This window comes from Paenibacillus lentus (assembly GCF_042714055.1).
GTDB classification, from domain to species: Bacteria; Bacillota; Bacilli; order Paenibacillales; family Paenibacillaceae; genus Fontibacillus; species Fontibacillus lentus_A.
In genome coordinates this window covers 57,068-76,686 of record NZ_JBHGVC010000004.1, presented here as the reverse complement: position 1 = coordinate 76,686, position 19,619 = coordinate 57,068, and the positions used below count along the sequence as shown (strand labels likewise).

At 44.5% G+C, this 19,619-nt stretch carries 18 protein-coding genes and 2 pseudogenes; 3 read left to right on the top strand and 17 right to left on the bottom strand.

The window, feature by feature from the left end; genetic code table 11:
- Positions 1-9: 9 nt before the first annotated feature.
- The 7 genes and pseudogenes from ACE3MQ_RS10330 to ACE3MQ_RS10300 all read right to left on the bottom strand — a co-directional run bounded on the left by ACE3MQ_RS10330 (position 10) and on the right by ACE3MQ_RS10300 (position 5,449).
- Positions 10-1,032, bottom strand: coding sequence for a hypothetical protein (locus ACE3MQ_RS10330; RefSeq protein ID WP_379392536.1), 1,023 nt, complete (start codon positions 1,030-1,032; stop codon positions 10-12).
- A 39-nt stretch (positions 1,033-1,071) separates the two neighbouring features.
- On the bottom strand, positions 1,072-1,686 hold the full coding sequence (locus ACE3MQ_RS10325; protein ID WP_379392535.1) for a hypothetical protein: 615 nt from the start codon (positions 1,684-1,686) through the stop codon (positions 1,072-1,074).
- 58 nt (positions 1,687-1,744) lie between these two features.
- Positions 1,745-2,247: pseudogene (locus ACE3MQ_RS10320) on the bottom strand (DUF4303 domain-containing protein).
- Positions 2,248-2,367: 120 nt separating this feature from the next.
- Entirely contained in the window at positions 2,368-2,934 is a 567-nt protein-coding gene (locus ACE3MQ_RS10315; RefSeq protein ID WP_379392534.1) for a hypothetical protein, read from the bottom strand.
- 21 nt (positions 2,935-2,955) lie between these two features.
- Positions 2,956-3,513: an SMI1/KNR4 family protein gene (locus ACE3MQ_RS10310; protein WP_379392533.1), complete on the bottom strand. Its 558-nt coding sequence runs from the start codon at positions 3,511-3,513 to the stop codon at positions 2,956-2,958.
- Positions 3,514-3,534: 21 nt separating this feature from the next.
- Positions 3,535-3,966: a hypothetical protein gene (locus ACE3MQ_RS10305; RefSeq protein WP_379392532.1), complete on the bottom strand. Its 432-nt coding sequence runs from the start codon at positions 3,964-3,966 to the stop codon at positions 3,535-3,537.
- A gap of 511 nt (positions 3,967-4,477) precedes the next feature.
- Entirely contained in the window at positions 4,478-5,449 is a 972-nt protein-coding gene (locus ACE3MQ_RS10300; protein WP_379392531.1) for an aldo/keto reductase, read from the bottom strand.
- A 340-nt stretch (positions 5,450-5,789) separates the two neighbouring features.
- On the opposite strand from ACE3MQ_RS10300, the gene ACE3MQ_RS10295 reads away from it, so the two are divergent.
- Positions 5,790-6,266 carry a MarR family winged helix-turn-helix transcriptional regulator gene (locus ACE3MQ_RS10295; RefSeq protein WP_379393054.1) on the top strand — a complete coding sequence of 159 codons (477 nt, stop codon included), beginning with the start codon at positions 5,790-5,792 and terminating at the stop codon, positions 6,264-6,266.
- 131 nt (positions 6,267-6,397) lie between these two features.
- On the opposite strand, the gene ACE3MQ_RS10290 is transcribed toward ACE3MQ_RS10295, so the two are convergent.
- The 3 genes from ACE3MQ_RS10290 to ACE3MQ_RS10280 form a co-directional block, all read right to left on the bottom strand.
- Entirely contained in the window at positions 6,398-7,075 is a 678-nt protein-coding gene (locus tag ACE3MQ_RS10290; RefSeq protein WP_379392530.1) for a GNAT family N-acetyltransferase, read from the bottom strand.
- Positions 7,068-7,457 (bottom strand): response regulator transcription factor, encoded by a 390-nt coding sequence (locus ACE3MQ_RS10285; protein ID WP_379392529.1) that lies wholly within the window; start codon positions 7,455-7,457, stop codon positions 7,068-7,070. Before ACE3MQ_RS10285 ends, ACE3MQ_RS10290 begins: the two co-directional genes overlap by 8 nt.
- A gap of 850 nt (positions 7,458-8,307) precedes the next feature.
- Positions 8,308-9,090, bottom strand: coding sequence for a LuxR C-terminal-related transcriptional regulator (locus ACE3MQ_RS10280; protein ID WP_379392528.1), 783 nt, complete (start codon positions 9,088-9,090; stop codon positions 8,308-8,310).
- A 255-nt stretch (positions 9,091-9,345) separates the two neighbouring features.
- Here ACE3MQ_RS10280 and ACE3MQ_RS10275 point away from each other — a divergent pair, with 255 nt between their 5' ends.
- Complete coding sequence (locus ACE3MQ_RS10275; protein WP_379392527.1) at positions 9,346-10,131, top strand: SDR family NAD(P)-dependent oxidoreductase; 786 nt, start codon at positions 9,346-9,348, stop codon at positions 10,129-10,131.
- A 68-nt stretch (positions 10,132-10,199) separates the two neighbouring features.
- Here ACE3MQ_RS10275 and ACE3MQ_RS10270 read toward each other — a convergent pair whose 3' ends face one another.
- Positions 10,200-10,307 (bottom strand): hypothetical protein, encoded by a 108-nt coding sequence (locus tag ACE3MQ_RS10270; RefSeq protein WP_379393052.1) that lies wholly within the window; start codon positions 10,305-10,307, stop codon positions 10,200-10,202.
- A 329-nt stretch (positions 10,308-10,636) separates the two neighbouring features.
- Between ACE3MQ_RS10270 and ACE3MQ_RS10260 the strand changes: the two genes are divergently transcribed.
- Positions 10,637-10,828 carry a DUF4386 family protein gene (locus ACE3MQ_RS10260; protein ID WP_379392526.1) on the top strand — a complete coding sequence of 64 codons (192 nt, stop codon included), beginning with the start codon at positions 10,637-10,639 and terminating at the stop codon, positions 10,826-10,828.
- Between the two features lie 301 nt (positions 10,829-11,129).
- Here the strand turns inward: ACE3MQ_RS10260 and ACE3MQ_RS10255 are convergent, their stop codons facing one another.
- From ACE3MQ_RS10255 to ACE3MQ_RS10230, 6 genes and pseudogenes are all read right to left on the bottom strand, one after another.
- Positions 11,130-14,261 carry a hybrid sensor histidine kinase/response regulator gene (locus ACE3MQ_RS10255; protein WP_379393050.1) on the bottom strand — a complete coding sequence of 1,044 codons (3,132 nt, stop codon included), beginning with the start codon at positions 14,259-14,261 and terminating at the stop codon, positions 11,130-11,132.
- A gap of 437 nt (positions 14,262-14,698) precedes the next feature.
- Positions 14,699-15,178, bottom strand: coding sequence for a 23S rRNA (pseudouridine(1915)-N(3))-methyltransferase RlmH (gene rlmH, locus ACE3MQ_RS10250; protein ID WP_379392525.1), 480 nt, complete (start codon positions 15,176-15,178; stop codon positions 14,699-14,701).
- Between the two features lie 366 nt (positions 15,179-15,544).
- On the bottom strand, positions 15,545-15,712 hold the full coding sequence (locus ACE3MQ_RS10245; RefSeq protein WP_019639440.1) for a CxxH/CxxC protein: 168 nt from the start codon (positions 15,710-15,712) through the stop codon (positions 15,545-15,547).
- A 163-nt stretch (positions 15,713-15,875) separates the two neighbouring features.
- Complete coding sequence (locus ACE3MQ_RS10240) at positions 15,876-16,247, bottom strand: glycerol-3-phosphate dehydrogenase C-terminal domain-containing protein (protein WP_379393048.1); 372 nt, start codon at positions 16,245-16,247, stop codon at positions 15,876-15,878.
- Positions 16,248-16,901: 654 nt separating this feature from the next.
- A pseudogene (locus ACE3MQ_RS10235) lies at positions 16,902-18,083 on the bottom strand (glycerol-3-phosphate dehydrogenase/oxidase); the annotation flags it as partial.
- A gap of 132 nt (positions 18,084-18,215) precedes the next feature.
- A complete protein-coding gene (locus ACE3MQ_RS10230; protein ID WP_379392524.1) occupies positions 18,216-19,526 on the bottom strand; it encodes a S1C family serine protease in 1,311 nt (436 codons plus the stop codon).
- Positions 19,527-19,619: the final 93 nt, after the last annotated feature.

Here is a 19,619-nt window from a genome sequence, read left to right as displayed (position 1 = left end):
ACTCTTGATTTAGATGCTCCATTTTTGAAAACCCAGCTTCAATAAGGAATCTTGTATTTCTTGATCTGCTTTGCTCTTAGAGGTCATGAATTCCAACTCGGACAATGGGCTTGGAAGCCTTTGCTGGATGAAGGATTCAAAATCGATGGCCGTTTTGAAAATGCGGAGCTTGCGCAGCGACGGCAACCGCTCCATTCCCGACAAACGAGCCAAACCTTTACAATTAGAAATGGTTATCTCCTCCAGCGCCTCCATCCCCCGGTCAAAGCCGATTTCCCGCAGCCTGGCTTGATCCTCAATCTTAAGGCTCGTCAACGCTCGGAATTTCGTAATATTGCTCAGGTCATGAAAACCCCGGGTTCTACAAATCTCCAAGTCGTCGATATCATTCTCTTCGATTTCCTGAATATGCTCTCGCCCTCCAAGCAAAATACGAAGATGCTTCAACTTCTTCAATCGATTTATAAAATGTAACGGTAATTTACTAATCGAATGTAGCGCGAGGTAATTTAAATCTTCCAGATCGCCTATCGCGTCCAGGTTTTTCACCTTGCCCCCAACATGCAAATGTTCCAGATGAGAGAACTCTTTAAAATATTGCAGGTTGAGAATCTTTTTATCCGAGATAATGGTTAAATCTCTTAAAGAGTGCAGCGAGTCTATTCCCAAAATATCCGAATTCTCCAGCTCATATATGCCCAGATTCAAACTGTGCAAGTGTTCCAGCCTGGCCAATGTTTCGGTGTTATGTGCCTGGACGAGACAATTGAGATGCAGCATCTTGACATGGGGAATCCTCAGGAGCGTACGACCATCGAACGAAAGGGAATAATGCCCGTAGAAACGTACTCCGAAGTTCTCATCCAAACGCGCGCAAAGCTCATCTACTTCCTCCAAAATGGAGGCATAAAAATCCGGGTGAGAGAACTGAACAATTACTTGGTTACCGTCGCGCAAGTCCTCCTTGATCTGTACCCGATCCAGCGCAACAGGATTATTGATCAGAATCTTTCTTTTCCATTTTTTGCGCATCCGTAACCTCCTATTTGGCATGAAGCAGAAGTCTGTGATTTACTTGCTGGTCATAACAAGCTTATATTTTTTAAAAATCCAAGAGTTCGTTATGTCATTTATCGCATTTTTGCTTATGCGAAAAGGCGGCTTTTGCTCTTGCAAAGCATTTGCCGCATGTGCAAAAAAACGAAGCGGTGTTGTGATTTTTTTAATATGGTTTGCTACTTCGTTAAAAAACGTATACGTCAATGGCTGATGTTCCCGAATATCCTCGTAAATATAATACTTCCCTTTTTCGTCCTCCAAATCAATTTGAAAACCTTTCGGTAAGGAAAACATAATATATGGCAATTCATCTTCTGCCCATTGTTGGAGATATGGAAACCTAATACTTTCGTTTCTTACAAAGAATCCAGAACTTTCATGATCAGCAGTAAAAGAAATAGAATATACAAAGAAAGGGTGGTAATCGGGCTTTTCTTGCGGTATGAAATATTGGTAGAACTTTTCATAAGCCTCATAAACTTGTGTGTGGTCATGTTTTGTCTGGGCATAATTAGTACGGCTAAATTGTGCTTGTTTCTGCTCAAAAAGTTTTAAAACATCGTTAAATTCCTCTGGCGTTATAAAGAATTTAAGTTTATAGAATCCGCTGTGTTTTAATCTATTCATTTATTTCACCGCCTAATAAGTCAGAGAGTGGATTCATCTTTCTAAAATTCAGATACTCTTACTCCGCCGCCTCCGCCAGCCATGCCTGCATAGCCGAAGACTCCGCCCGATTCAAACGCAGGGCGATTTCGGTATTGATTTCATCCGGCGGCATGACCTCGACAAGAACGCACACCGACTCTCGCGGTTGATTCAAGGCAAACACGCCTTCATCATCGAGCATTTTCATCGCTAGCTCCATAGCCTTCAGCCTCGATTCAAACTCGCGATTCCTTTCATCAGCCTCAAGCCCCGCCATGGCAGGACGCTCCATAAACAATTGTTTAACGTCTCGAAGTTCTCATCCCTGAAACAACAATAGGGCGAATCGGCATAGGACCATTTGATGAGTTCCGCAATCATTGATTCCGGCGTGTTGCTTTCGTCTCCTTGCCTGGCCGCTTCCCTCTCCAAGGCCTCCCATGACCAAGCGGAGATGCTTGGCGCATGTCCCTCTTCAGTAGTAAATAGGGTGCAGTAATAGAAACGCTCACCATTTTCAAAAAGAGTGCGAAAAGACATCCTGGCAGCACCAGCGATCTCTGCCGCCAGCTCCTCAATCTCTTGCGTCGATTTCATAACCGTTGCCCCCTTTCTGTTTTTAAATTTCGGATTCACTATGGATCCCAATCCATATGCATTCTACAAATGGTATGGCGGGGCTTTTTCTGCTGCAATGTTATCCGGATGAGCTTCAGTTGGCTCATAGTCATGCATGCGGAGAAGGATATACTCAATTTCTTCTAATGGCATTTGGAATTGTCGGCTGACCTCGTAAAGCCCCGTATTCTGCGTAAGTAGCGCCCTTGCTCTATTGATCTTTCCATCCAACCAATTGTTTTCTAGCATCCAATTTTTTACCCGGATCGATAATTGATCTTGTGTTTTCTCATCTGCGTGCTTTTTATATTTTGTAATTGACTCCGACATATAATCATAGAGATAAATACCTAAAGCTTCGCGTTGTTCATTTTTTGACATCCGTTGATACTGCTCATAGATGATGCTGATGTCTAAATATAAAACGTGATCCCTGCTATCAAAGCGTCTGAATGTTTTTCGACCGTAACTTTCAGGTAAAACACGTAATATAAAATGAATATCATACGGAAACTTCCATGTTTCTGCCAATTCCTCTAACGGTAACAGTTCATCTCTCAATTGACCGACGCACGTTCCATGTGTATCTAATGAGAAATCTAGCTTCATTTATACCTCCTTGGACAGATCTCAAACAAAATAGGAATCATCAAACGCAATAACATCGTCAGTATACGAAAATTGATTGGACTGGAGCCTCTTTAAAATTTCGTTAGAGAATTCTTCAAATGAGTTTGCAATCACCTCTTGATAGCTCATACCTGAGTGATATTTAAAGATTTGTCCCGAGATGCCGTTTTTCCCCGGGTCTAAATCCAGTATCAGACGCGAGGATGCTTCAAAATCGGTAAACGGAATCCATTTTTTGCTCCAAATCAGAGGCTTGATCCGATCTTCGTCGATCCAATCCACCCGCTCTTCGTCCTCAAACAAATCATTCATCATGGACCATGTTTCGATGATATCCGGGATAGACAAAAAGGAGTTGTAGCCGATAAAAGGTACTTGCTCTTGTTGTCCGTTCCATGTAGACAGATAGCTGCGAAAATGACTAGGTAGTTGGACGTTTAATGTGCTTTCCAAGAGGTTTATTTCTTCCTCTGTAGCAGGAGGGTTTACCGTAGAATAAATCGGTTGCGATATCGTTTCAATATGTTTTAGAATGTTCTCCCATACGTCCTTAGCCATTCTTGGTTCACCGCTACTCTTTCAAAATTCATATTTCTCAAATCTACTTCTAAGAGTTTCTTCGTATGGTATCCACTCCGAATCACTCCATAAAGACATTTTTACAATTTCCGACAGCTTATCTACGGCTTGTCCTGGGCTAGTGATCCTTATAAAATCGTCAAGATCCTCATTACGGATATCCAACGCTTCTCGCAAGTAGTCATCATTAAGACGTTCTTCTTTAAGCTCATATTCATCCCTCGTCCACGGTTCGCAAAAGATTCTTTCGGCCTGGATGTCTCCATCCTCGAAAATCGACAACTCGAATATTTCCTCATTCATATATCCGGCGGTCATTATTGGCTCCCCGGTAAGCTGAGACAATGTTTTGCCGATCTTCTTTACCGTGCCCCATACAAAATAATCATGGAGCACGCTGACCCAGTTCTCGTTGCTTTTGCTTATGTACATAACAACTTTAGCCTCTTGATTCTCATTTTCACCTAATACTTTGGGATGCCCTTTGCTTAACTCTCTTAATGCTTTGATAGTCTTCTCAAGGTTATTCGACTTAATATGCAAATTTGCGAATGATCTCCCCACAGGATAACCTCCATTACCAATAAATTAGCCCTATATAATATGTATCTTATTTTCATTATAGTGTTCGTTTGTCCTGAAACCACCTACTTTTTACCTGAATTCTGGAAATGTATATGATTCACTCCTCATGAGAAAAGAGGGTGTCTCTCCGTCACTTTAGAACTTCGAGACACCTTCTTTTGAACTATTCCGCATCTTCTATATTTTCGCCGTCACTTATGATACGGTTCACCGTATCACTGCAAAAGCGAATAAACTCTTCATGGATAGCATCCATGAAGAGTTCAATTCATAGGGTTTCGATTTTAGAATCGATCATTGGTGAGGATGTCGATTCAGAATGATATCGAGGCGAATGCACGTCTTATATGCGCCAAATTTATACCAATGGATGTGGTATATACAATTCCTCTAAACTGGTAATTTCTTGAGACGTCAATTTAACCGATAACGCCGAAACCGCATCTTCGATATGACTGATTTTGGTCGAACCGATAATCGGTGCCGTGACCTCCTCCTTTTGCAGCAGCCATGCAAGTGCAATTTGTGCGCATGGTATTCCTCGGTTAGCGGCAACCTCCGCAACTCTTTTCGCGACTATGCGATCGGCCTCTTCCGTTTTAATAAACAACGACTTTGCTACTTGGTCATTCTCGGATCGCGAGGTCTGCTCATTCCAATCCCGGGTTAAGCGACCTGCAGCCAAAGGAAGGTAAGGAGTGACGCCAACACCTTCATCTTTGCAAAGGGGGAGCATTTCTCTTTCTTCTTCCCGATAGAGCAAGTTAAGTCTATTTTCCATAGAAATGAATCGCGTCCAGCCGTTGCGCTCTGCGACATGCTGAGCTTTCGCAAATTGCCATGCCAACATGGAGGATGCTCCAATGTATCTGACCTTGCCTACTTTAACTAAATCGTGAAAAGCCTCCATTGTCTCCTCAATAGGCGTATTAGGATCCCAACGATGGATCTGGTACAGATCAACGTAATCTGTCCCAAGTCGTTTTAGACTATGATCAATTTCGGTCATGATAGACTTGCGGGAAAGCCCCATTGCATTTGGGCCTTTGCGCATTGGAACAAATACCTTTGTACTGATAACGACGTCGTCACGACGAGCAAAATCCTTTAAAGCACGTCCAAGAATTTCTTCACTTGTTCCGTCGGAATACATGTTAGCACTACTGAAAAAGTTAATGCCCAGTTCGAGTGCCTTTTTAATAATCGGTCTGCTTTGCTCCTCATCCAGCGACCATGGGGTATTGCCGCGTTCAGGCACTCCAAAGCTCATGGTTCCAAGGCTTAGCTTTGAAACCTCTAATCCGCTACGTCCAAGTTTTACATATTCCATCTGATAACACACTCCTTGTATTTGTGTAGATATCCACATCTTCAGGTTGTCTATACATATCTCAACATCGATCCAGGTTCGAACTGCTTTACCATGAGAGCTGGCGTTTCGCATTGGAATACGCGCCCGCCAGTACGAATTAATCCTACGCGATTTGAGAATTAATTCCTTGATTGGTTCCGGTGTTCAAGGCAACGGGTTATCATGCATGAGCATGAACTCCTTTCAAGTTTATTTACTGTTCGATCATGTACCACAAATTTATAGTTGATACATCAACCATAAATTTGTGGTATCTCCTCAGGTTGACGTGTCAACCTGAGTGTACTTTAACACCTTGATGTTGATATGTCAACCATGCTATTATATATGCATGGATATGAGCGAACTAAACGAAGACGAGATGCAAATATGGAATATGTGGAAAGGCTCCTTTAAACGAATCTTCGGTCGCGTAGTAAAGGAGATGTCTGAACACACAGGACTATCAGAGGGTGATTTTGGGGTGTTAGACCGGTTAGTCCAATTTGGGGATGGTAAGCTTCGCCAACATGAATTAGCTGCCTCAATGGACTGGGATAAGAGCCGATTATCACACCATCTAACGCGGATGGAAAAACGCGGTCTTGTTCTGAGAAAGCCACTAGACACAGATCGTGGCGTTCAAGTCATCATTACTTCCGCCGGGAAGTCAGCCTTAGATGAAGCCCTCCCCATAGTTTCAAAGTCAATACGCAAGCATTTTCTAGATCTATTAACCGATCAAGACATTGAATCGATTACTAAACTGTCGGAGAGAACAAAAAAGCGATCGTAGCCTCAGGTATTCCTGTTGCCTTGATCGCTTTTTTGGTGGTGTGCCCGCTTCATATTTCAAGACCAACAAGAAACTGAACCGGCAAGTTTAAAGCCATCCTTGCGGGATGGCCTATCTTTTAGATGTAAATTTTAAAGTATTGAAATATCCGTTCCATAAAGGTGAAGACGGAGGCGTCTTGCAATGGAAAGCGATGAATAATTATCCCATGATGTACTATACAAGGGAATCCTCCGAGACCGTCGTATCGCTTGGGCCCATGAGGACGTTACGCGCATCGCATATCCTTTTCCACGATAATCTTTCAGTGTCTCGACTCCGGCCTCTGCAGCCTTATCGCTACTTCTTGCACTAAAACAGACAGATACAGCCATGTTGTTTTCCGTCATCATAAAACAAGGCCCTCGAAACTTCAGTTCCGATAATAGAGTAGGGAACCCTGGTTCCAAGCAGTATTTATTGTCTTCCGTAACCAAGGTGGCACCCATGTAATCCTTTACGGTTTCATGAAATGTAAAAGCCGGGCCCATCCATAAGCCTCTAACTTCTCTATCCTTGTCCAACGTGCGTATAACATTGGCAAGTTGCTCAGTTGAATCGCCCTGATCCATAAATTGCAGAATGTCATGGACTAAGCGCTCGGGTACATCGCTCCGGAATCGTACAATACGGCCAGCAACAGTCTGTCCCAAAAAAAATCGGGGAGCAGGCCTGTTCGTTGGCTCATTGATCGTCGTGATCCGTCCAGCATGATCATGAATATAGAGAACCTTTGCTTGAATGCTCATTAGTTCTAAATGGTTATACAAAGGGGGGGCTGCTATTCCCGCCATATTTTTTGAGTACAGCCTTTACTTTGGCAAGCAATATGCTAAGTGTATATGGCTTTTGTATGTAATCATCTCCGCCTATGTTCAGTGCAATGAGAACATCATCATCACTAGAACGGGCGCTAATAAACAAAATGGGGATCTGCGTCGTTTGCCTCAGCCTTTTGCACAAATCAAAGCCAGATGTATCGCCGAGATTGATATCCAGGAGGATCAATGATGTTTCATTTTCCCGTAAAAATTGTACACATCCATCTGCGCTAGTCACATAAGCGGATTTGACCTCGAACATATTAAAATACTCACTCGTAGTTTCCGCAAGGACCGTCTCGTCATCCACAATTAAACAATCATAGTTCATATAGGTTCTCCATTAACGATAGAATTGTAATCGGTTTGCCACCCCCATAAGATACCATGAAATATGAGACTTCCGATATCTTTAATTGCGGCGCGTTTCACTACCGTATTTTTATTGACCGCCTTCAACATTCCCTAACTTTCCCCCAACAAAATTTTTCGCCGTCACTTGTGATAAGGTTCCCCGTAACACTCTAAATGCGGAATTTTAAGGGCACCTGAGTGGGTGCCCTTAATGTGTTCAGAAGGGTATTTAAGCCAACATACCATAGTTTTGCAAAATCAAACTTCAATATTGCATAGTCAGTCACTCTACTAAGATTAATTAATTTGGTTTAGAATACTGATGATTTCTGGAATTAGTTTTAATGATCTTAAAACAATTGTTAAAGTTTCAGCTCTGTTAGAAGGCTCATCTGGAGCAAAGGCTGATGAATCCTTACCTTTAATTAATCCTATCTCGGCTGCTTCTTGTATTTGTTAATTATTCCGATGACCAGATATATCTTCAAAATGAACATTACTTGGTTTTTCTATAGAACTGAAATTAATTATACGAGCAATAACTGCAATAATTTCTGCACGTGAGATAGCTGGACTTCACGTAAGTGACCAGTTGATTCCGGCCGTCAACCAGTCTATTGACAGAGGTCCAAATTAAAATAACCTCGATTGCGTACACTGGTTTCGAATGCAACAAGGTATACTTCTCAGCCTGATCCTAAGTTCATAGCTCTACTAAACATCTCATTTTCCGTTATCTAAAGTATCTCCCTTCAGGGTTCTACTACAATGATTGGCGGGAAGTAGTCATGCTAAACTGGGAAGAACCTAATTTTGCTGCAATGACTTTAAGCCCTTTTCTCTTTGCCGTAAATTCGGTGGAGCATTTCTGTTCGGCTGCTCACTTCTAGTTTGTTATAAATATTCTCCAAATGGGATTTAACTGTATGAAAACTGATATGATTGTGTTTAGCAATATCTCGGTTAGTCATTCCCTTTGCCACCAGACGAACGATTTTCCTCTCGGTCGATGTCAGCTGTAAAATAAGGTTATCCTCTTGATTGCCTTTGGCTAAAAGCCTTTCAGTGGACATTAATCTTTGAGCCTTTATCGAATTGTAATAACTCAATCCCAAATGGCGAGAAAGAAGACTCATGACCTCCTTGTCACGGGGCGTAAAGTTGCCCTCTTTTTCCTCTCTAAAGCACCCAAGGCCGCCAATGAGCCTATTATTATAGTAAAGTGGAACGGCCAATTCATAATAAAGGTTCTCTTTACGGAGGAAATCATTATAATAAAAAGTCCGCTCATATTCATGAAAGCTCATAATATCCTCAATTGACATAACCCCGACAATGGGCTTCTTAGGAATATACAAATGGTTAAACATGTCATAACGGTAGTAAAACTTGGTGTAACTGTCACACAAATGTTGTACTTTATTAATTCCAACGGGGTTTGCTAGTTTATCTGATTTATTGAGTGTAAGAAAGGTAAGGTGATGAAACCCCGGGCCTAGCCCTTCGGCCAGGACATTCAGTGTTCTCTGACGATACGGCTGATCATAATAATCCATCATTAAGCACAAATCAAGTATCATTTGATAGTCCTCTACTGTAATATGTTTCATCTTATATCGCCATCTCCCTTACTGTCAGACTGGCTATGTTAATTTCTATCAGCGCTTTGATTTCCGTATATTATCAAGAAGAAACGGCTTCGCCGTCTTTATAAAGACGGATGCGTTTCTTAAGGTGACACTTAGAATTTATGACACGAAAGTTATAAATTCTATATCACTCAACAAATATCGGTAATATTACCGATGTTTTGTCTTACTCCCTATTATACCATAGAGGCAACAAAAGAAAGGTGGGGTAACTCTATGATTGATATAAACATGAATGGTAAAGTAGCCATTGTAACGGGTGCAGCAAGCGGTCTTGGAAAAGCCATTGCTCTTAGATTTGCACAAGCAGGAGCAGATGTGGTTGTTGCTGACATTAACATAAGCAGCGCTTTGGAAACTGCTGAGGAGATTAAAAGCTTGTGTCGCAAAGCCATTACATTCCAGATTGACACTCGTGATTCAGAATCATTTAGCAAACTTATTGATACAACAACAGATAATTTAGGCGGACTTGATTTTATGATAAACAACGCAGGTATTGGTATCATGAAACCTATCCATGAGTATTCTACCGACGAAATAGACCGTCTAATTGACATCAACTTAAAAGGTACAATTTACGGTTGTAAGGCGGCTCTAGCTTACATGATGCCACGAAATTCCGGACGAATTGTAAATCTTTCTTCCATTGCGGCAAAAATGGCAACTCCAGCTTCCAGTGTCTATGCATCTGCAAAAGCTGGTGTTATGGCTCTTACTGCCGCATTAGCTAGAGAAGCTGCAAGCTCAAATATTAACATCAATGCAATTTGTCCTGGTGTCGTCAGAACCGATATGTGGGAGAAACAGCTTAACGAAATGGCAGGTAACGGAAATGAGGAGGAAAAAGCTAAAATTTTTGCAAGTTTTACCGATATGATTCCACTAAAGCGCCCACAAGAACCAGTAGATATTGCTAACATGGCTGTGTTCTTATGCAGTGATCTTGCCAACAATATCACGGCGCAGTCATTTGCAGTTGATGGCGGCTCTACTATTTAAGTTTAACTGCCGTGTTGCCGATTATCTTACTTAGCATAGCAGAACTACCATCAGGGCCGGTATCCGCTTCAGTTAAAACACATTCGTGTGGTGGATGCTTTTTCGTGGCCAAGCATCCCCTGTATAAAATCTAAGGGGGCACCATTATCCAATAACTGGCATGCATAGGTATGCAGGAACCGGTAGGGTTTAAACTAAATTTTACTTCATTGAACTACCGTACCCGTTAGTTCAGCAACATACCTGTTATTTATAGCACGGTTCTCCACGCTGTCTGAAACGGCAAGATTTTAAGGCATCCCCGTCGGGATGCCTTATGTGATTTATATTGATTATGAATGACGACATAAAAAATGAAATATTTCAGCGTTAAGCCACTCATGAAATTGTCCTCGATCGAATCCCGGTGGATCTTGGGAAGGAAGAAATTACGGGGTTATCAGCGATCGGAGTGCACCTTCAACCCAAAACCAAACTTTACCAAACAAAATCAGTTCCACGTTGATTGTCAGTTTCGGGTCTTATTGGGTCTACATTGTCCATTTTGGCAAGCTTATTATTTATGATTCGCTTCATCGGTCTGGATGCAACCTACATGATGTTGAACATTCCAATAGCCTTTCAACAATTGGTTTTGGCTATATGGCTAATCATTAAAGGATTCAACCGGGCGGAACAGGATTCTGTATCCAATTAAGGTGAATGCTTTACAAAAGAAGGTGTAACTGAACTGAATAAATCAGAAAGTTTTTGGGACAAAAAAGCAAGTAAATATGATCAATTAGAGATGAAGGATGAACATACTTACATCAATATAAAAGAGCGAAACATTGCAAATATAAACTATACTCATTCGACCATTTTTGATGAAAGGTTTAAGAAAGAGCCGTTTCACCAAATATTTCGCCTTATTTATGGTACGGTTCAGCTTAACGGGGCTATCAGCGAAAATTAAGAAAGGAGCAGCCAAGGATGCTCCCCATTCAATCACTTATTTATCACCTAGCTTTATCCCCGCTATTCAACCTGTTATGTACATGAAAAGTTACCTTTGTCCCTATACCTAACGTACTTGTGATATGAAGTCCTGTTCCGAAGTGCCGTTTTAATCGTTGATCCGTATTGATCAATCCGACACCTGACCTCTTATCTGCTTTACTTTGTAAAATTCGTTGCAATTGAGCCTCGTCCATTCCGACCCCATCGTCTTCAACGGTTATCTCTGCATGCGTTTCATGGACAGAAATTCGAATACTAATCTTTCCTCCACGAGTGCGCTTCATAACGCCATGTCTTATCGCGTTTTCCACCAGAGGCTGAATCGAAAGAAATGGAACTTCCAATTCTCCGTATTCATCGATCTCCCAAGCAACCTCCAGCCTTTCTTCAAATCGAACCTTCTCAATATATAAATAAGAGCGTACTAGACTTAGCTCCTCTTCAATTGGAACAAGTCCATCCATATTTTGAAACGTAAATTTATTCCTCAAAAAATTGCTAAACTCATCGAGCAAATCACGCATCTTGTCTAGATTAATCTCACTTAAAGCTGCTACAGCATTTAAAGCATTAAATAAAAAATGAGGCTGGATTTGCGCTTGCAGCCATGCAGCTTCTAATCGCAGTTGATCTCGAACGGATTGTTTAATCGTAGCTAACGTCTCGATCCGCGATTTTATTTCTATTGCTTCCACTGGCTTCGTCACATAATCGTTTGCCCCCGCTATAAAACCGCTCTGAATATCTTTCGGTTGGCTTCTTGCGGTAAGGAGCAATACAGGGAGCTCCGTGAGCGTAAACCGCTCACGAATCATTCGTGTCAGCTCATAACCGGACATCTGTGGCATCATGATATCGGAGATGACCAGATCCCATTCCTTAGTGTCTAGTATAGCTAATGCCTCTTTACCGCTCGTTACCATCGTTAAATCATATTCGTCTGGTGGTAGTATGGCTTCAAGTACTTGAAGGTTGACAGGATCATCATCAACAACTAATAGAATCGGACGTTCACGATTCATTTCTATTAAAGTTGTTTGATTCGTAGCTGGCGGAATTTTCACTTTTTCCATATCCACTGAGGAGGCTATTTCTTGAATCGGCATGAATTGTAATGGTAATGGTTCAAATGAGTTGGTCACATCATTCTCTTCCTCCGCTCCCAAACCTGCTAACCTTAATGAAAATGTAAATTTCGAGCCTTCCCCTAAAACAGAGGATACATCTAGCGTACCTCCATGAAGCTCAATCAGCTGTTTGCTTATGCTTAAACCTAACCCAAAGCCGCCTTCAATCATGGTCACACTCGTACTGCCTTGCTCATACGGACGGAATAAGCGCTTAAGCATGTGCTCATCCATTCCGATCCCCGTATCAGCAATCACAATATACGCTCTTCCATCTTTGGCAAAAGCTTGAATTGAAATTGTCCCTTCATTCGTATATTTCACAGCATTATGAAGTAGATTGAACACGATTTGAACAACCCGGTTCTCATCCGCATTTACTGGAGGAAAATCTTCAGGAATTTGATTTGCAATTTTTACAGACTTTACTTCTGCATTAAATTGCAGCATATCCATTACTCCGGTCACGATCGGCTGAATAAATATGACTTTTTTCTGTAGACGCGGATTGCCTTCCTGTAAGCTCATTACATCAATTAAGTCGTTTAATATCCATGTCAGCCGACGTCCTACAGATAAGACCGTTTCAAGCTCCTTGATGCTTCGTTCCTGCAATAAATGCTGCTCCCTTTGTAAAACAGATTGTGACATGTTAAGAATGCTATGCAGCGGATTTTTAAATTCATGCGAAGTGTTTGCCAGAAATTGATCCTTATGATCATTCATTCTTTGCAAGGTTGCAGCAAGCTCTTTGGTGTTCGCATGCATGATAAAGTAACCCTTAAACCATTCAGAGGCTAAACAGCCCATCGCAATAATCATATCGAACGGATAGTAGACAAGACTCAAACCGCTATCCAACAAGATTAACGACCAAAGAGAATGGTTCATCAACGCAAAAAAAGAGAAAAGCAGTAAAAGATTGCTTTTTAAACCTTTGATTACTTTTTTAAACATTGTAATCAGCGTAATAACTCCAGCAGTACCAAGTAATAGATAATAAACCGGAAAGAGCATAATCACTTGAGTTGGATCTAAAAACAAAGTGATGCCAGCAGTCCCTAGATTCATTACTTTATAGACAGGGTACATCCTACGCCAATATGGAAGCTCGCGATGATCCGTACACTGGAGCAAAGCATAGGCTGCAATAACGAAAGCAATATTAGTCACCCTGAAATCCCAATTAATCCCAATGTAAAATAATTGATGGAACAACTTCTCATCCGTACTAAAGACACTCATGATCGTTACACATAATGCAAGCAAACTGAAATAAAGCAGCTTCTTTTCCTTATTTCCTAGCAAATACAAAATAAGCGCATAGACAGCATGCATAATAAATATAATCGCTGCCAAAAATTGCATAAAAGTGGAAGCTTTCATCTCTTTGGCAATGGCTTCTTCTGAACCAAATTTAACGGATCGGACAATGCCCCCGCTTCGACTATCCACATAATTTGCCGCCTGAATGACGATTTCGATTACACCGTTGTCATCTGCTGTAAAGGTTGTAGAATAAGGTAGGTCCTTCGGAATATATTCATCCTTTGTTGTCGCTACCTGTCCGGATTTAGTAAGCAATCGACCGTTTACATATAATTCTGATGCAGTGCGTACGCTGGGTACACGAATACTATAATTAAGGTGCTTTGCCGGGTCTACATAAAGACGCAAACGATAAGAGCCATACCCGTATGGAGATGGCTTGTCAGCATGCAAAGCTTCACTCCATCCTCCCGGTACCTGAATATGCCTTGGCGCATTATCGCCTAACAATTGTTGCCGACTACCATCTATCAACCATTGCGAGGGATAAAACTCCCATTCGCCATCAAGTAAGAGAATGCTGCCATCTTCTGCATTCCAATTACGCAAATCGGATTGCCCATTATAAATTAACGCCTGTTTGGGAACATGAAACGTTTCCATCCACAAAATGCGCAAACCGGTTAAAACAACTAATATGGAGACTAGCAATAATATAATATAGCTCTTTTTCATTTGATATTTGGATGAGTGAGTTTCCAAGAAGTATTTCTCCCCTAGTCATTTTCTTCTAAGACATTTAAATAAGCACTCTCCATAATTTACCACAGTTAATATAGCAGAGAAACGGACGATAGAGACATCTTTATGTCTATCATATAGAAATACCTACTTGGAATTTCGCGAGTTTATTGTTCAAAGGTAATTTCAAGGTGCCGTCAAGCCGAGGCCCTCGAGCCCGCAAGCGAGCCTCCCGAAAACCGTACTGCACACTCCCTTTTACTACTAAATGAAGTTCCTTATCGAGTATATGTTGTGACTTCCTTTGTACAACACCCATCCGAGCATAGATATGAAGAGCGACAGCCTTGCAATCTCTCCTGCAGCACTCACTACTGATGTTATGATAAGAATAACCACACACCTTGGGGGATTAAGCCAATTAATTCGCCCTATTTATGATATGGTTCCCCCCGATTGATCTTCACCGCGCGATAAATCTGCTCCGCCAGAACCAGACGCATGAGCTGATGGGGCAGCGTCATGCGCCCAAACGACAACCGCTGCTGCGCGCGGCGGAGCACGCTATCGGCAAGCCCATGGCTCCCGCCGATGACAAACACGACATGGCTCGTCCCATATGTGCCGAGCCTGTCGAGAGAAGCGGCGAGCTCCTCCGAGCTCCACAGCTCGCCGCCCACATCCAGAGCGATGACATGCGCATCGCTCTTCACCTGTGCCAGCACGCGCTCCCCCTCGCGTGCCTTCACCGCCTGCACCTCCGCCTCACTCATCGTCTCCGGCGCTTTCTCGTCGGGCACCTCCACGACTTGAAACTTCACATACGGGGCAAGCCGCTTCGCATACTCCGCGATCCCCTGCACCAAATACTTCTCCTTCAATTTGCCGACGGCTACAATTTGTATGAACATTCCAAGCATCTCCTGTCCTGCCTGCCCGATCGCAGCAGCTGATATTTTGCGATAAATCGCTCTTTTATACGATTTATCGTTTATGTAAATTCCTTATAACACTCTGAATAGCGTTACAAATGACAAATGGATTGGCTCTAGTTGGCCCTCATACCCTAAGTAATTTCCGCTCTCCCACCCATTTTACCCATACACAGCCCAACCACGCAAAAAGGCCGCTCCCCATACCCAAGGATGAAGACGCCGCCCTCTACATTCAATCACTGATTCCAATAAGTTCACACTGCTGAAACTAACCCCTGAACCAAAATGCATCTGCAGTATTCCAAACATAAGCCGCAATGCACTTCCCAGGCTAGCCGCACGTCAAATAATCAAAAACTTCGCCCGCTGCTCGCATTCCTGGCACGTTACGGGAGGATCCCATTCGATAAATTTCGTCTGATCCAAATCGACAATGTCCGGTGCTTCCTCGAATTCATCCACGAACATATCAATCGCTAATTCCACATGATCTTTGCAAACTACATACATAAAGTGAAAGCATCCTTTCTCTAGCGCGTCTCACGATCCGACTCTCGATTCCACAATAAACAAAGTATACCCTTTTCAGTTCTACCACACTCCCGGGCAAAAAGGAACATCTTTACGCACAAATTGTACTGTAAATATACCCCGTTTTCGCATCTTCCCGCGCCTAATATTCTTCCGCTGCATCCTCCGGGACAACTGCATTATGCAGCTGCTTCTCTAGCTGCTCCAAATAACGAGCTTGCTCCTCAACACTCCAGCCCAGATAAGAAGCCATATACGCGGCAGCAGGCCCCTTCCATTTCTTCACCCAATCGATATCGAACAGCAACGCCCCTGTCCGACGGACAAAGAAATCCTCTAGCGTCACCGCCATCTCATGCTCCATCGCATACCTCAGCGGCACGCTGACTTCTAGAGGGAGCCCAATAACCTCAAATATTTGGGAACTACCGGATGTTTGCGATGCTTCAGTCGTTTCAATCCCATCTGGAAAACTAATTTCATTAGAAAAATCATTCTCACCAGATAATTCCATCGTTCCAGCCAGTCCAACCTGATAAGCTGCTTCTGTTGTTTCTACTGTTTCTACTGCTTCTGCTATGTCAGATGTTTCTGGTACTTCTGATGCTTCTGCAGCCTCTGCGGCCTCGACCGATCCTGCCGGTTCTATTGCCTCCAATGCCTGCTTCACTTGAGATCCATCCGTCCACATCTCCCGCACCAGCTCAAACAAACGATCCACATTGGATCCATAGCAGGCCGCCCATTGTGCTGCCAATTCACGAGGCAAGCCGAGACCGATCCCTTCTAGGGTCTTCTTCTCTACATAGCTCTGAAAAGAAGCCGATCCCCCCACATGACCGCCCGAAATCGGCAGCTCCTTCGTTCTGCACGGTCGAAACCTCTTGCCTGAACCCAAAGAACCGCCTGTCTGAACCCCGCCGTTCGGAGCGCCATTGTCGAAGCCGCCAGCGCCCTCGTAACCAGAGCATAAACTATCCCTGCTGCCATCGGATAGCTCCCCGCCCCGAGAATCACTCACGCTCTGAGCCCTATCCTTATCCTTATCGTTGTCCTCACCCTTACCCGTATCCTGCCCCTGACGCCTGCCCCCGTTCTCCCCATCACGTCCTTCTCCACCGCGACCAATACCACTGCCTCGGCCGGTTTCCGCCTCTAATTGAGCCACTAGCTGAGCCGCAACCCGATCTACTACGGTCTCCGCCATCTTGCGATAGCCTGTCAGTTTGCCGCCAGCGATGGTGATGAGTCCCGACTCGGATTGCCAAATTTCATCCTTGCGGGATATTTCCGAAGGCCCCTTTCCTTCCTGATGGATGAGCGGACGGATGCCGGCCCAGCTGGATTCGATATCCTCCTCCGTGATTCTCACATCGGGGAACATGCCGTTCAACGCATCCAGTACATACTGCCGATCCTGATCCGCCATGCGGGGATGCATCATATCCCCCGTATATTCCGTATCCGTAGTGCCTACATAGGCCTTGCCGTCCCGAGGGATAGCGAACATCATCCTGCCGTCCGGCGTATCAAAATACACCGCCTGCCCCAGCGGAAAACGGCTCTGATCCACCACCAGATGAATCCCCTTCGTCAACAGCAATCGCTTACCCTGCTTCGAGCCGTCGAGCTCCCGCAGTGTATCGACCCAAGGGCCGGCCGCATTGACGATGCGCCGGGCCTTGACCTTATACAGCCTGCCACTGAGAACGTCCGCAATCTCTGCTCCTACAGCTCGGCCATCCTCATAGCTGAATCGCTCAAGCCGCGCATAATTCACGGCTAGCGCCCCATGGGCAACAGCTTCCTTAAGCACCTCTAACGTCAGCCGGGCATCGTCTGTCCGGTATTCTACATAATAGCCCCCGCCCTGCAATCCCTCGCGGCATATCAGCGGTTCCTTCGCTAGCGTCTCGGCCGAATTCAGCATCTGACGGCGCTCCTCCCGCTTCACGCCGACCAAGAAGTCATACACCTTCAGCCCAAGCGCCGTACTGAATCTGCCGAAAGTGCCTTCTTTATAAATCGGCAGCAGCATCCATTCCGGCGTCGTCACATGCGGGCCGTTCTCATACACGATCGCCCGTTCCTTGCCCACCTCGGCTACGACGCCGATATCGAGCTGCTTCAAATAACGCAGCCCGCCATGGACAAGCTTCGTCGAACGACTCGACGTGCCAGCCGCATAGTCCTGCATATCGATCAGTCCAACCCTCATGCCGCGTGCAGCCGCGTCGAGAGCAATTCCGGCGCCAGTTATCCCTCCGCCGATGATGAGTAAGTCGAGCGGTGCCTGTTCCATATTTTGAAGAAAATGCGGTCTCATCTTGCTTGCAAACGGAGCTGTCATACTCGTCTACCTCCTCTTATTCGCAAGAAAGGGATCACAATTACTTATTCACCGTACGCATGCGGCTGCCTTGTAATGTGATCCCTCTTATTAACTTCATTCACTTCTTTTCAGGCTGATTTATCTCAGGTTCTAAGGACTGGGCTCCAATTCCTCAAAGCCAAAGCCCAAATCGCTGTCCCCATTCTGACCCTCATCATATATGTCATCCTCCAGCTCGCTGTCGGCTGGCTTATCCGCCAGCTTGACCTTCACGCGCTGCAGTTGACCGTCCCGATAAAAGCCAACCTCCAGCTCATCCCCAATCTTCTTATGACCGTATAAGTACTTGCGAAGATCAAGCGTCGAATGGATCGGCTGCTTGTCGAGCTGAACGATGACATCATTCAGCTTGAGCCCTGCGGTCTTCGCCGGACCGTGGGCTTCGAGCACAATCACGCCCTCCTTCACATCCTTCGGCAGCATCAAATCCCGGCGGTCTTCCTCGCTGAGCCCGGTGAACGGATTATTCAAATCGAGGGTGTATACGCCCAAATAAGGACGCGACACTTTCCCGTGCTCCATTAAATCGTCAACTGACTTCATGACCTCGCTAACTGGAATTGCGAATCCGAGACCTTCCACGCCCATATCAGCAATCTTCATCGTATTAATGCCGATCAGCTCGCCGTTCAGATTCACCAACGCCCCGCCGCTATTGCCATCGTTGATGGCCGCATCCATCTGAATGACTTCCTGCTCCCAGTCATAGTTACCGTCCTGATTAATCGATACGGGAATCACCCGGCTCGTATAGCTGACAATGCCAAAGGTTAACGTTCCCCCCAGACCCAATGGGTTGCCTACGGCAAGCACGGTCTCTCCCGGCCGCAGGCTGGTGGAATCGCCAAGAGAAATCACCGAAGTAATCCCCTTATCATCAACTTCCAAAACTGCAATATCGCTAATGACGTCTTGGCCCACAACCTTAGCTTCTTTGGAATCCCCACTGCTCGTGAGAATTTCCAAATCACTGGCTCCGTAAATGACATGCGCATTCGTAATGATGAAGGCCTTGCCCTTCTCCTTCTTAAAAATAACGCCAGACCCAAGCGCCGCCTGCGCCGGATCTCCGCCCGACAGCTCGTTATGGTTTAGAATGCTAACGACCGCCGGCACAACCTTGGCAGCAGCCGTGCTAATTCGGCTGAATGGATCAGGATCCCCACCAAAAAAGGCTCCACCGCCAGAGCCGTATCTGGCCTTGGAGGAGGGAAGACCCGTAATGAAGCTGAACAGCAGCACAGCGACAATCGCGCTGAGCACGGATGAGACTATCGACACCTGCAGTGTAGACCATCCCGTGCTGTGCTTTTTTCTTTTCCAGCCGCGATTGCTCTCCACTTTACGATCATGCCGCCGCGATACCTTCGTGGAATAAAAATCGTCATCAAACAATCCCATCCGAACTCTCTCCCTCCGTGACTCTGCTCCCAGGTTACTCGCTTCCGATTCGACTCATGCTTATAACTTGAGTGAAGCCCTACTTCAACTTAT

Bases quoted from the DNA above. Each gene is read 5' to 3' on its own strand.
- ACE3MQ_RS10330 (WP_379392536.1), bottom strand. From the start codon at position 1,032: ATGCGCAAAAAATGGAAAAGAAAGATTCTGATCAATAATCCTGTTGCG.
- ACE3MQ_RS10325 (WP_379392535.1), bottom strand. From the start codon at position 1,686: ATGAATAGATTAAAACACAGCGGATTCTATAAACTTAAATTCTTTATA.
- ACE3MQ_RS10315 (WP_379392534.1), bottom strand. From the start codon at position 2,934: ATGAAGCTAGATTTCTCATTAGATACACATGGAACGTGCGTCGGTCAA.
- ACE3MQ_RS10310 (WP_379392533.1), bottom strand. From the start codon at position 3,513: ATGGCTAAGGACGTATGGGAGAACATTCTAAAACATATTGAAACGATA.
- ACE3MQ_RS10305 (WP_379392532.1), bottom strand. From the start codon at position 3,966: ATGTACATAAGCAAAAGCAACGAGAACTGGGTCAGCGTGCTCCATGAT.
- ACE3MQ_RS10300 (WP_379392531.1), bottom strand. From the start codon at position 5,449: ATGGAATATGTAAAACTTGGACGTAGCGGATTAGAGGTTTCAAAGCTA.
- ACE3MQ_RS10295 (WP_379393054.1), top strand. From the start codon at position 5,790: ATGTTGATATGTCAACCATGCTATTATATATGCATGGATATGAGCGAA.
- ACE3MQ_RS10285 (WP_379392529.1), bottom strand. From the start codon at position 7,457: ATGAACTATGATTGTTTAATTGTGGATGACGAGACGGTCCTTGCGGAA.
- ACE3MQ_RS10280 (WP_379392528.1), bottom strand. From the start codon at position 9,090: ATGAAACATATTACAGTAGAGGACTATCAAATGATACTTGATTTGTGC.
- ACE3MQ_RS10275 (WP_379392527.1), top strand. From the start codon at position 9,346: ATGATTGATATAAACATGAATGGTAAAGTAGCCATTGTAACGGGTGCA.
- ACE3MQ_RS10255 (WP_379393050.1), bottom strand. From the start codon at position 14,261: ATGAAAAAGAGCTATATTATATTATTGCTAGTCTCCATATTAGTTGTT.
- rlmH (WP_379392525.1), bottom strand. From the start codon at position 15,178: ATGTTCATACAAATTGTAGCCGTCGGCAAATTGAAGGAGAAGTATTTG.
- ACE3MQ_RS10245 (WP_019639440.1), bottom strand. From the start codon at position 15,712: ATGTATGTAGTTTGCAAAGATCATGTGGAATTAGCGATTGATATGTTC.
- ACE3MQ_RS10240 (WP_379393048.1), bottom strand. From the start codon at position 16,247: ATGGAATTATCTGGTGAGAATGATTTTTCTAATGAAATTAGTTTTCCA.
- ACE3MQ_RS10230 (WP_379392524.1), bottom strand. From the start codon at position 19,526: ATGGGATTGTTTGATGACGATTTTTATTCCACGAAGGTATCGCGGCGG.